This is a genomic window from Brasilonema sennae CENA114 (genome assembly GCF_006968745.1).
Lineage (GTDB): Bacteria > Cyanobacteriota > Cyanobacteriia > Cyanobacteriales > Nostocaceae > Brasilonema > Brasilonema sennae.
Genome location: NZ_CP030118.1, coordinates 1,697,549 through 1,710,280, shown reverse-complemented (window position 1 = coordinate 1,710,280; position 12,732 = coordinate 1,697,549). Strand labels below are relative to the sequence as shown.

At 42.5% G+C, this 12,732-nt stretch carries 11 protein-coding genes; 4 read left to right on the top strand and 7 right to left on the bottom strand.

Annotation, left to right across the window (positions count from 1 at the left end; genetic code table 11):
• Positions 1-32: 32 nt before the first annotated feature.
• The 3 genes from DP114_RS07215 to pyrH all read right to left on the bottom strand — a co-directional run bounded on the left by DP114_RS07215 (position 33) and on the right by pyrH (position 3,213).
• Positions 33-1,157 carry a geranylgeranyl reductase family protein gene (locus DP114_RS07215; protein WP_172195168.1) on the bottom strand — a complete coding sequence of 375 codons (1,125 nt, stop codon included), beginning with the start codon at positions 1,155-1,157 and terminating at the stop codon, positions 33-35.
• A 792-nt stretch (positions 1,158-1,949) separates the two neighbouring features.
• Positions 1,950-2,498, bottom strand: a complete 549-nt coding sequence (gene frr, locus DP114_RS07210; protein WP_169265837.1) for a ribosome recycling factor — start codon at positions 2,496-2,498, stop codon at positions 1,950-1,952.
• Entirely contained in the window at positions 2,485-3,213 is a 729-nt protein-coding gene (gene pyrH / locus DP114_RS07205) for a UMP kinase (protein WP_171975784.1), read from the bottom strand. Before pyrH ends, frr begins: the two co-directional genes overlap by 14 nt.
• Before the next feature lie 369 nt (positions 3,214-3,582).
• Between pyrH and DP114_RS07200 the strand changes: the two genes are divergently transcribed.
• The 3 genes from DP114_RS07200 (at position 3,583) to DP114_RS07190 (ending at position 6,045) form a co-directional block, all read left to right on the top strand.
• Positions 3,583-4,752, top strand: a complete 1,170-nt coding sequence (locus DP114_RS07200) for an RNA-guided endonuclease TnpB family protein (protein WP_169265839.1) — start codon at positions 3,583-3,585, stop codon at positions 4,750-4,752.
• 133 nt (positions 4,753-4,885) lie between these two features.
• On the top strand, positions 4,886-5,068 hold the full coding sequence (locus tag DP114_RS07195; RefSeq protein WP_169265840.1) for a hypothetical protein: 183 nt from the start codon (positions 4,886-4,888) through the stop codon (positions 5,066-5,068).
• A 77-nt stretch (positions 5,069-5,145) separates the two neighbouring features.
• Positions 5,146-6,045 carry an alpha/beta fold hydrolase gene (locus DP114_RS07190; protein ID WP_169265841.1) on the top strand — a complete coding sequence of 300 codons (900 nt, stop codon included), beginning with the start codon at positions 5,146-5,148 and terminating at the stop codon, positions 6,043-6,045.
• Positions 6,046-6,127: 82 nt separating this feature from the next.
• On the opposite strand, the gene DP114_RS07185 is transcribed toward DP114_RS07190, so the two are convergent.
• The gene (locus DP114_RS07185; RefSeq protein ID WP_171975783.1) at positions 6,128-7,540 is read right to left on the bottom strand and encodes an LCP family protein; all 1,413 of its coding nucleotides are present in this window, start codon (positions 7,538-7,540) and stop codon (positions 6,128-6,130) included.
• Positions 7,541-7,937: 397 nt separating this feature from the next.
• Positions 7,938-8,261 carry a hypothetical protein gene (locus tag DP114_RS07180; protein WP_246163082.1) on the bottom strand — a complete coding sequence of 108 codons (324 nt, stop codon included), beginning with the start codon at positions 8,259-8,261 and terminating at the stop codon, positions 7,938-7,940.
• 67 nt (positions 8,262-8,328) lie between these two features.
• Between DP114_RS07180 and DP114_RS07175 the strand changes: the two genes are divergently transcribed.
• A complete protein-coding gene (locus DP114_RS07175) occupies positions 8,329-9,609 on the top strand; it encodes an AI-2E family transporter (RefSeq protein WP_171975782.1) in 1,281 nt (426 codons plus the stop codon).
• Here DP114_RS07175 and DP114_RS07170 read toward each other — a convergent pair.
• Positions 9,578-10,906: a serpin family protein gene (locus DP114_RS07170; protein WP_171975781.1), complete on the bottom strand. Its 1,329-nt coding sequence runs from the start codon at positions 10,904-10,906 to the stop codon at positions 9,578-9,580. The genes DP114_RS07175 and DP114_RS07170 overlap by 32 nt on opposite strands.
• Before the next feature lie 191 nt (positions 10,907-11,097).
• Positions 11,098-12,690 (bottom strand): S8 family serine peptidase, encoded by a 1,593-nt coding sequence (locus DP114_RS07165; protein ID WP_169265844.1) that lies wholly within the window; start codon positions 12,688-12,690, stop codon positions 11,098-11,100.
• Between the last annotated feature and the right edge of the window lie 42 nt (positions 12,691-12,732).

Genomic DNA, 12,732 nt, shown 5'->3' with positions numbered 1-12,732 from the left:
ATTTGTTCAAAACGAATGACTCATCATTCTAACTACCCACCAAAACCAGGAACAAGACGCTTAAGCGCCCGACCAGTCACATCGCTGTAACGCATTTCACCACACAAAAGTTTGCCCATAATTTGCACAGATGATGGACGCTTAACACCCACCTTATAACCAATATTAGAAAAACGGTAAAACGCCCCGGCTAATTTCTGCGCCCAAGCCATATCACTACCCCATTCTTCGTTGATGGTGTCTGTGTATTTTTCCAAAGCGTTGATATCACCACCCAAAGCTTGGTCAATGGCAACTGCAGCTTTCATCCCGCTAAAAATTGAGGGACGAATACCTTCTGCGGTGAACGGATCAACGACACAAGCTGCTTCCCCAGCCAAAACGGCATTTTCTGTGTGCAGCTTTTGATTACCATTCCACAAGCACAAAGCATGTCCATACTGCTTACAAATTTTGAGATCTACACCAAACAAGCTGCTGTACTCGTTCAAAATGCTCTTGAAATCTTGGGATTCACCACCGCCAACAAATGTGCCAATTCCAATAGAATATCCATCCGCTTTGGGGAAGTTCCAGAGATAACCATTTTTGACCATACCAAATTCAAAGTGAGCAATGTGACCGTTCTCCACTTTAGCTGCGGCTTCCGCTTCTAAAGCTCCTGCTAAACGGCGTTTGCGCTCTTTAAAGCCTAGCAATCTTGCCATTGGTCCTTTTGCGCCATCAGCAGCAATTAAGTAACGTCCTGTAACAGATCCATTTGCTGTATTGACTTGCCAAAAGTCACCTTTAAATTCAATGCCTTTGACTTCCGTATTATCTTTGAGTTGGGCCCCTTGCTTTTGAGCTTGTTGAATCAGGAAATGGTCAAAGACATCGCGCCTCACCATCCAAACTGGTTCAGGAATTCCTAGTTCAGCTTCTACAGGTTCGCCCATTTTCCAGGTGCAGCGAATTGTGGTTGCTTTGATGGAAATTGCAGGGCTAAAGTCAAAGTCGAACCATTGAGCGATCGCTGGCGATACTCCACCCCCACAAGGTTTATATCTTGGCAGAGTTTCTTTTTCCAGAACTAAGACTGAGCGTCCCCGCTTAGCTAAATGATATGCAGCTGTTCCACCAGCTGGTCCTGCACCGACGATAATACAGTCGTACATATGCTTTTTGTCTTTGCTCCTGAACTTGTTAGCTTCCCTGTTTTTTATTACTCTGTCAATACACAGCCTGATGAGACTTAACTGTTTTTATAGTTTGCTTTTTAAAATCGTACAGTGCTTGTCTGACTCCTCAATTTTTTTCTTAACTATGTTTAACGTCAATCTTAGTATATGGAACTACTGTTATTATTTCTTCTTTTATTGATCATGGCTCTGCTCTGATTATCTTTTTTATGAAAAAACATAGTTTTCAATATTTTTGATAATATCAATTGCTTTTTGCTTACAAGTAACTCGTCTCTTTTTTTATCTACATACTAAAATACATTTCATTCATTTTACTTTCCACAAATTTTTTGCTAAGCTTTTTCTGAATTTATATTTTTTTTGTAATTTTTTTATCTTTTTTTTCCTTTTGGCAATTTTTCAAAAATGTTTTGTATAATCTATTATAAGGTAATCAAAAATTTATAATAGTTATTTATAACAGTTGCCAAAAAGCAAATTTATACCTCAACCAACAGTTTTGAGGTCATGCATGAGAATTCGTTGATCTGCTGTAAAAACTGTAAGATGCGCTGACGCGGTTTCTGTTTTATGCGTATACACGAAGAAAAGGAGACGTTGTGACACTGTTGATAACGTGAAGATAACTAGACGCTGTGACGGGGGGAATCTTTCGGAAGAATTTCCCCGTATTTGGTTTGTCGCTTTGTCTTGGTATCCTTTATCGTCATGTCTCCCTTGTGTTGATAACCGCGTCTCCCTGATGAGCATTTTCTTTAGTTGTTTCTAGACAGTTGTGATGTCTTTTTCTTTTTCTGCGAGTAACTCGTCTATTTTGGCAGTGTACTTGTTTGTCAATTTTTGCAGTTTGTCCTGCTGATCACGTGACTCATCCTCAGAAACTTCGGCGCTTTTTTCTAGTTTGCGAATTGTATCTACAGTATCGCGACGGATATTGCGAATAGCAACGCGCCCTTCTTCGGCATACTTGGCGGCGATTTTGACTAATTCTTTACGGCGATCGCTCGTCAAAGGTGGAATGTTGAGCCGAATTAGGGAACCATCATTGCTGGGGGTTAAACCCACATCCGACATAGAAATTGCCTTTTCAATCAAATTTAAGGTATTGCGATCGTAAGGCTGAATCAGAATTGTTGTGGAATCTGGCGTACTAATGTTTGCCAGTGATTTTAAGGGCGTTGGCGAACCGTAATAATCTACGGTGATCTTATCCAATAAACTCGCGTTTGCGCGACCAGTACGAATTGTATTAAAAGACCGTTGAGTTGACTCTACGGTTTTTTGCATTGTACTCTCAGCTTCAGCTAATTTCACAAGAACCTCCCACAAGGGTGCCGATGGACTCTCCCATGACTGCTCGATGGATATTACCGCGCACAGTTAAGTCAAATATAAGAATAGGGATATTGTTTTCCTTACACAAGGCTATCGCGGTACTGTCCATTACTCGTAAATCTTTTGCCAAAACGTGTCCATATGTCAAGGTATTGTAACGTTTGGCGTCGGGGTATATATGAGGATCAGCATCATAAACGCCATCTACCTTGGTAGCTTTAAAAATCACTTCAGCTTCTATTTCTGCAGCTCTTAATGCTGCGGTGGTATCGGTGGTGAAGAAGGGATTTCCAGAACCAGCACCAAAAATAACCACCCGCCCTTTTTCTAAGTGACGAATGGCACGACGACGAATATACGGTTCAGCGACTTCTTGCATAGAGATTGCGGTTTGCACCCGCGTCTGTACCCCGATTCGTTCTAGTGAATCTTGTAATGTCATGGCATTCATTACCGTAGCAATCATCCCGATGTAGTCAGCGGTTGCTCGATCCATTCCCGCCGACGCCGCCTTGACGCCACGAAAAATATTTCCGCCTCCGACGACGATGGCAGTCTGAACGCCTGTTGACACTACCTCTGCTACTTCTTCGGCTATTTCCTTGACCACTTCTGGATCAATTCCATAACCCAAATTGCCCATGAGGGCTTCACCACTAACTTTAAGTAAAACCCTTCGGTAATGTGTTCCCATGAAGTTACGCGCTTGATCAAAAATTTGTTATTACCTCCAATTTAAGATAGCAATACAGTGGCATTCTGTCTCTAGTTTTTCATTACTAAATAAGTATAAATTCATTCAGTCTCTTTGGGATGAATTTCTTGACCTTGCAATAAACAGATAATTGGGCAAAGTTTACTACCCACTGCCTGGGAGATGGTCTAGCCTTCTCGCCCTTCAAAGGACTGGCTCCGAGTCTTTGCCCAATGCGACACCGCATTTTCGCTCATGAATGCGTAGGGACTTTAGTCCTGGTCATTTCCTAACAAGAACTTTTTCTTAACTTGATCTATTGTCTTACCCATATGGGTAAAATACAACATATCAAGGAGGTGAGTGGACTTGAAACGAGTAACGCGAACAATTAAGCTAAAGTTTCTGCAATTAAATAAAGCAAAGCAGCAGTTGTTTGAAGAAATGACTGTTGAAGCAACAGATTTGGCTAACTGGTTGTTGACTCTTCCTCTTCCAGAAAGACGAAAGTTAACAACCTCCAAAGTTCAAACTCGTCTCATGTCCGCGCTGTCTAATCAGGTTATTCGACACACCACATCTGACGCTGGGAAGAAGGCAAAATCTTTCAAGCGATTCCCGCCAGAAGTAAATAATCAGAACTGGGTCTTGCACAAAGTGGGAACTACATACAGCGTTAGCTTCCCAACCATCAAAGGAACAAAGCGTGTTCCTGTTGAAGTTGCATCATCGCACTGGCAACCAGTTTTGGAAGGAATTCTTAACGGCACGATTGAAACAGGTAGCGCCAAGATTATTAAGCATCGGAACAAATGGTATGTCTATGTTTGTGTGACCGAGGAAGTTCCTCAAGTTGATGCAACTAACACGATTGGCTGTGATAGAGGACAGAACAACCTTGCGGTGGTGGCTCCCAAAAATGGATTTGGTAAGTTTTTTAGTGGCAAAAAAGTTATGCATCGTCGTCGTTATTTTCAGAAACGGCGTAAGCAACTACAAGAGGCTAAGAAATTTCGAGCACTTAAAAAGTGGGACAAAAAAGAACGTCGTTGGATGGACGCAGTAGACCATACTGTTTCGCGTCGGATAGTGCGTTTTGCTGAGTACTTAAATGCCGACGTGGTGGTTGAGGACTTAGAGGGATGTCGCAAGACCATGAAGCAATCTAAAAAACAGCGTGGTGACTCTGCCCAATCTCGTCACTCGTGGTCATTCTACTCGCTGGAGATGAAGTTAGACTACAAGTTGGCAATGTTAGGGTTGAAGTTAGTTAAGCGTCCAGCACCATACACATCAAAGTCTTGTTCAACTTGTGGAACTCTGGGTATTAGGGAACGCCACCACTTCAATTGTCCGCATGGACACTACCATAATGCAGACCTTAACGCTGCTAAAAATATAGCGCAGTGGGATGGTTTTGCTTGTTCTTTGGATCTAAAGAGGGACATAGCTGCAATGGCTATGTCTGATTCAGAGAATGGGCTGCTTGGCGCAGCCCCAAACTGGATGAAAACTCAATCCACGGGGATTGGGGACTAGATACCAGAATCCTACGGCTTTATGTGAGGCACTTGCCGTTTTGGACACCACTTCCTTCAAGTCGGGAAACTCTAGCCTATGAGTGGGGAGGGTTCCCGTCGTTAGCGGAGCGTTTCCGCAGGAAATTGGCAAAGTGCCGAACCCGAAGAGCCATATTGGAGCGTTCGCGCAGCGTGTGCCAAAGGCACTCAGCGAAAATATGGTAGCCGTGGGAGCGTCAAAAGTTATCATCTTGTTTGTCCTTGATGCGTATCGGCAGAATTATAACCATATTTCTCATGCCCAACGCTTAACACCTTGGGCTAATCATTGTTAAGTACTGCAACAATAAAAACAGTCGTACCTGTAGTCTGCGGGTGCATCTTTACTCCTTGTACTAATTATTCATCTGTCATGACCACCTCTGCTTCCACTCCAGCATTTACTTCAACAAAAACGTGGATTTGGCAAGGTTTTCCCATTTCCTACCAAACCCAAGGAACCACTGGACCTGCTGTTATCCTCGTGCATGGCTTTGGTGCTTCTTGGTGGCACTGGCGGAAAAATATCCCTGTGCTGGCAGAACACTGTCGTGTCTATGCCATTGATTTGATTGGCTTTGGTGCTTCCGCTAAACCAAAGCCAAATGAAAAAATAGCTTACACAATTGAAACTTGGGGACAGCAAGTCGCAGATTTTTGCCGTGAGGTCGTGGGTGAGCCAGCTTATTTCGTTGCTAACTCCATCGGCTGTATTGTGGTGATGCAAGCGGCGGTGAGTTACAGTGAAGTCGCCTTGGGAGTTGCGTTACTTAACTGTTCCTTACGACTGTTGCATGATCGTAAGCGGGCAACTTTACCGTGGCATCGCCGTTTTGGAGCGCCAATACTCCAACGTGTACTATCTGTCAAATTAATTGGTGACTTCTTTTTCAATCAAGTCGCCAAACCCAAAACAGTGCGGAAAATTCTCTTGCAAGCTTATGCTGATTCACAAGCAGTTACAGAGGAGTTAGTAGATATACTGACAACACCCGCCCGCGATCCGGGGGCTGTAGCTGTTTTCCTTGCCTTTACCTCTTATTCCTCAGGTCCATTACCAGAAGATCTTTTACCTCAACTGTCGTGTCCCGCGATTATGTTGTGGGGAACTGTAGATCCGTGGGAACCTGTCGAGTTAGGTAGAGAGTTAGCCAATTTTGCGCAAGTGCAGAAGTTTTTTCCTCTAGAAGGCGTTGGACATTGTCCTCAGGATGAAGTTCCTGAGGTGGTAAATCCAATTATACAGGATTGGATTTTCAAGCTAACACGATAACATCAAAAGCCCTGAATTTTCTGCATAAATGAACAAAGCCAAATTCATGCAGATGGGGAAGTGTTAATTTATCTAGTTCCAGCTATGGTTCAACAGGGTTCTGATTGATTTGTGTTTGCCGCAACCAGTCCTTACCCACTTGGATACTAATATCAGAACCAAGATTACCGGTGCTTTCTACCCGCACTTCTCCAAACCCTAAAGTGTTGCGAATTGATTCGGCCGTGTTACCATCTCCTTGTTGGGCAACAATATGAGTTTCTTCTAGAGGTTCACCCCAGCTTTTGGCTACATAAACGTTGGTATAGCCAAGTTTTTGCAAAGCTTTTATCAATGTTTGGAGATTAGCTTTATCGTTACCCGTGCTGTTTTGAATTGCGACTCGCAAAGATCTTGGATTTACTACACCAGATACAGAATCTGTTTGTTGCACATCAAAGTACTGAGCCATCATGCTATGAATGCGCTGCCTATCTGGCATCCAGTAGCCCCCTTTTTGTTGGCCGAACTGGCCAGGTAGCATTAACATTTGCATATTGGAGCGATTTGTTCTTACCCCAAAACCAACTAGTGCTAATAGCTCCTCAAGTGTCAAGTTAGTATCAATGTGTTCTTTGACGACGTTAAGAACTTTAGGCAATTGAGCTACGGTTGCTGGGTTGACAGATTGATCCATCAGTGCTCGCATCACCATTTGCTGCCGCTGAATCCGACCAATGTCGCCATTTTCATCATGTCGGAAGCGCAAAAGTTGCAGTGCCTGATCGCCATTGAGATGCTGTTTTCCTTTCTTTAAATTGATGTATAAGTGCTGAGAGTCATCTTGATATTTCATATCCTTAGGTACGTAGACTGTAACTCCACCCAAAGCATCAATAAGCTTAGCAACTCCCAACACGTTAATCCGCATATAGCGGTCAATTCCTACATCATCTAACAAGCTACTCACAGTTTTGGCGGTTAAAGCTGGTCCACCAATCACATTTGCGGAATTAATTTTTTTTATACCATGCCCATCTATTTGTGTCCGAGTATCTCTGGGAATAGAAAGCATCATCACTTTTTTGTGCTCTGGATCAAATTTGGTCAAGAGCATAACGTCAGCAAGACCATCAAAAGAGTTGACTTGGGGCAGATATCTCAGATTTTTGGTTTGAGCAGGAGGATTTCGCACATCAGGGGGAAGTACGCTCATCCCCATGATTAAAATATTCACGGGGCGAGTTAATTGTGAAAATTTCAGTCCATCTCCAGCAATGCGATCGCTATCAAACACCGCTGCTTCATCTGGGCTTAAAGAAGCTTGCATTAAAGGAGTACCTGTTAAAGAAACTGCTAACAGTGCTCCTGCTGTTGCTGATACCATTGCAATCCCGCTCATAGCAACCCAAAACCACAGCCAACGTCCAGATTTGTCAGTGTTGGCATTTTTATCACTTGAGTTGCTAGTATCTGTAGAATAGTCGTCTTGCGCCGAAGTTCTTTGAATAGTCACGCTACTCCTCACACTTATCTGAATAAAATCTGGAGAATCTGTTGCTATGGAAACAGACAAATTAACCCATGATAGCTAACTCTTAGATTAACAATGATAAATTTTACACTTCAGTATGCTCCACAACACTTATTGGAGTAATTCTCCTATTTTTTCAGAAATCCGGAGAGGTTTTATTTGAAGTATGACAATCTCAAAAGAGATTTGACTAGACCTGTTAATAATAAAATGCATATTTTTTAGTAAATTAAGTAAAAACACTGTTAAGTCTTTTGATGACTAAAGAATTCTGACAGATATTTGTCAAGCGCTGTTTCGACAAAACGACTCATGGGCGTGGCTATCGCTTTAATCTGCTCTTAACTAAAGGAACAATTAACCAGATATTAATCAAAAACTACCCAGATGTGAGAAAGTTAGGAACGATTTGTAGATGCAATATTAAAAACTTTGAAGTTGCCGCCCCAGTTGCTAGTAAAAAGTAACCCAAAAGCCAGGAAAATACTAAAGTGATTGACAGATAAGTAACTCGAACTTGTTCCCGGCTTTGCTGATGATGGTAGAGTGTCCATAGTGAGGATAAAAAGTCTGTGACCGGAATCAGGTAGATAACCACCTGTCCACCAGAGGTGGGGGAGTCTTGAGAATGGTGAGAATTGTCAGATGATTCAAGAATTTTGATGATTGCTGAGTGCAATCCGAAATAAGAGGGATGAATCATAATGGTGTAGTCAGAGATAATAAGGTTGATAGAAGAATTTTATTTAGTTGTATCCAACAATTGGCAGATGCAGACACGCAAGCTCTTAAACTGGTGGGAAACACTTACACCCGTAGCACGATTCTTGACAATAACTCTATTCGCTCCACTGCTAGTGCTTAATGGTTGGGCGATTAGCGCAATTTTTCATTACTTTCACTCCCTAATTGTTATTTTAGTCGGGGCGTCAGTGCTAGCATTTCTGCTAAACTACCCAGTTAGCTGGATGCAGCGCCAAGGTGCTAGGCGAGAGCAGGTTGCTATTTTAGTCTTTCTACTCGCTTTGTCAGTTTTACTGGCGTTGGGTGTCACCCTTGTCCCGCTTGCTCTGACTCAGGCTCAGCAACTGGTGGCGCGTATACCAGAGTTAATAGATTCTGGGCGATCGCAGTTGATGATGCTGAACGAGAAAGCAGACAGCTTTGGTTTACCCGTCAACCTTGATGCTTTAGTTTCACAAATTAACGACCGTGTCAAGGGACAATTGCAGGCGATCGCTGGACAAGTTTTAAATTTGGCTGTTGTTACAGTCACCAGCCTGCTTGACTTTATCTTGACAATGGTATTAACTTTTTATCTCCTACAGCACGGAGATGAACTGTGGGAAAGTTTAGTATATTGGCTACCTGTTAAATTCCGTGAGGCTTTTTCAGATACAGTACGCCTGAGCTTTCAAAACTTTTTCATTAGTCAGTTAATTTCATCCACCTGTATGGCATCAGCCCTGATTCCCATCTTTTTGTGGCTGAAAGTTCCATTTGGCTTACTATTTGGTTTGACCATTGGTATCATGGCACTTGTACCATTTGGTGGTTCTGTAGGTATTGCTCTAACGACTTTGATAGTGGCACTACAAGACTTTTGGATGGGCACAAGGGTATTGGCTGCTGCACTTATTGTTCAGCAAATTCTGGAAAACTTTATTGCTCCGAGAATTTTAGGGAGTTTTACAGGTTTAAACCCTGTTTGGGTGCTTATTTCAGTTTTGACAGGCGCAAGAATTGGTGGACTTTTGGGTGTGATCGTAGCGGTACCCAGCGCTGTTGTACTCAAAACAGTTTTAAGCGCTATACGTCCTTACTCTTCTGTATCTAGTGGCAGTAATGTAGAAGTACTTCCTCAAGGAAGTTCAGAATCTAGCAATACGAAAAATGATGAGACTGCAGGGGATAGTATAACTGCAGATTCAAAGGCTCATTCTACTGAGGTAGCTGCACCCGTTTCAGTTGAAGTATCGCCTTCAACTGCTCAAACAAATCATCCTGGGGCAAATCCTTCTAAGACTGTGGCTCCACAATGGAACCCATAAACAATATGCTTCCTGTTTGATTATCCCGAATCGCACAGAAGAAGGGACGCTCAACAATCATTTGGAATGGCTCTTTTGGTGGCAAGAGCGCTGATAATGGCACCATTTGCACAGAAGTAGCAGCAGCAGCTTCTGTACCTTCCTCATTGACTTCAACAAAAGTTTTATGCTTGACTTCGCTTATTTTTAAATCCTTACCCATCGCGGAAAAATTTGCCTGATCGCTGAAAGCTTCACCCATACCTATGGCTGTTAGAGGATTTTTCAGCGTGACGTCATAGTTCATCTTAAAACGGGGTAAGCGAATAGACCCCTGTTGTTTGCTAAACTGAGCCATCCAATTTTCCCAATTCTCTGCATTTAGGTTTTGATAAAAACTTTGTAGATTAGAGTTTTGTTTGGGCAAGAAAATATAAAAGCTCATTTTAGCATCTTTTCCATACGGTAAGCTAACTGCCTGAAATTGTTGATTTTCAAAGTATCTATAGTCACCTGATTGTGACATCATTGGGTGTTGTTTCTGTTCACCTGACTGGAGATAAAAAGGATATTCTGCTGTTTGCTGTTTATCAAATTCATTTGTCCAGCTACCTTTAAAATAGATAGCGTTGATAAGAAATAGAACTTGGTCAGGTTGTATTTTTTCAACGATATTAGTGATTTTACCGCTTGTGTTCTGATTAACCCAGTCATTAATCACGTTCAAAGAACTCGCATCTGTGAAGTTAAGACTGGCAATTTTAGCTGTGTAAAAATCTCTATTTCGTTGCAGAAAATCTGGTTGAAAGCTAGCTTTTCTATTTCCCCAAAGCGAATTAGCAATTGTCAGCTGCACCTTTGGATCTGAGTTTTCTAATAGTTTTTTTAACACCACGTTAGAGGAATTAATTTGTTCTAAGTTCAACTCCTTAAACTCCAGTGCTTTAGCCATTGCTTCTTTTGTGCTGCCACTCGCGCCATTGTAGGTCATGGCAAGGGCGATCGCCACACTAGAAGGTGAAACAAAAATGTTTTTGCCACTATCGTTTTTCAAGACTTCTGAAAACAGTTTGAAGCCAAACTTTGTGTTGGCTGTAATAAGTTTACTATCAGGATTTAATGCTGGCTTCGATACTGGAGATTCTGAGCGAGGTGAACCCGACTGGGCAAATGCACTCGTGCTACTATTAACTTGAGAGCATCCTATAACACCCATTAGGACAACGCTCGCAGCCGCCAAAACGTAACGTCTGCCTAAACGAACTCCATAACGTCTTTGTAAGAAATTTTCCCCAGCATTGCTAAATTTATGCTTCATTTTACCACCATTGTCGCCAGAGTCTTTATTTTGACTATCGCATCTGGTGTGAGGTAATATCTGACCCGTTACAGTTTTGGCAACAGTGATTGTACAGTTTGAGGTTTTTTCCTGATTACGAATTTTGCTAATTAGTCAATAAGTATTAGTTCTTAGCTTTGATTTTTGACCACTGTTTGTGGCCCAATTTCCTACCTGACGGGTACACTCCACCAAGCTAAAGCGTAAGCCTGAGTTGCTTCGTTAACTTTCTTGCGAAATTGAACACGGATTTTGTACTGACCTGTTGCGGGAACAGGGCAAAAAATATGTTCAACACTGTCAACTTCACTGATTGAGGAACAGACAGCGTCAGCATTTCCATTTTTATCATCAGCTTTGACCAGATAAAGGTCGAGGTTGTTTAAGGCGCGATCGCGAAAATATTCTCCTGCGTCAAACTGACCGTTTTTATTCCTGTCGTTTAGCTCTACTAACCTATCCCAAGTTAAGGTGATAGAAACAAAACTCCCCTGCCTTAAGGGTTTTGCTAACTTATATTCTACAGATGCTTCTGCATTGACTGTGCGATAGTCCCAACCAAGAACTGGTACACTTTGCGTTGGATTCCATTCACCAGCGCTAAATTGTTGGTAAGCGCGAAACGCGTTCAAATGACCAGTTCCCATTTGGGAATCTAAAGGAATTTTTGGGTCTTTATATGCTTCAGTTGCCAACCAGTCTTTATTTTGTTTATCGATGAGCGTCCGCGTCATTCCTAAGCGCAAACCGTCGCCACTGTCTTGAATTTTATCAGCTGAGTTGAGCAGTACTGCTTTCATCACTTCATGTCTGCGAGATTCTATACTCCAGTTGGGTTGTTTTGTGCGCAGTTGTTTATCACCAAACTCCTGCAACAGAGCAACTGTAGCAGTCACCTGAGGCGCTGCAAAGCTTGTCCCCGTGACTTTATTCTTTTTCCCATCTGCATTTCGCAAGCCGATGTTATTCCCTGGAGCAACTATACCAATAGCACGACGTGGACCAAGATTCATCTCTTTTCCAGCAAGCCGCGTCACTAGTCCTTCATCAACAGCCGCCAAATTAGAAACATCAACTTTATTATAAATCCCTCCTCGACGGGATGAAAAAGCTACGTTGAGTCCGTTATAATTATCTGTAGGTATCGGAATGCCGCCCTTTCCCTGATTGCCTGCAATTATGTAAAGACTATTGTGGATGCGACTAGACCAGTCAATACATAAGGTGAGTAAGGCGTTGCCATCTAAAACAGCCTGAGGTCGTGGGTCACGGTTTAAAGGTTCGCCAAAGCTAAAGTTAATTGCGCGGATGTCTCCCCCATTTTGTAGTGCTACGTGCTGTGCTGACAAGCACTCTTGTGGTTGACCTAAGCTTTTTCCATAACCCACAGCAGATGAGTACAATCGTGCTCCTGGAGCTACTCCAGGAAATGCTTTATCTGTACTGACCATCATACTAGCGACATTGTAGGCGTGGGGGTCAACACCGCTATTTGACTTTGCAAGTTCATTGCGTAGGAATGCTCCTGCTATAGATACTGAGCGATTTTTAGAGACGGCTTTATCCAACCCAAACCTACCTGGACGCCCAATCTCTACCTGACCAATAGCAATCTTGCGGCCGATTAAATTATATGGGAGTTGGTGTAGTCTTAGAGCATCAATACCATTAGTGCCAAAAGGAGATTCCACAGCAGCAAGTACTGGCGCACTCAAGCAGCAAGCACCTAATCCCCAAATTATCCAAGTTTGTTTGTTCGCCATAGTCAGTTAGAAACCATGAGTTGTTATAAGATTCCTATTTAA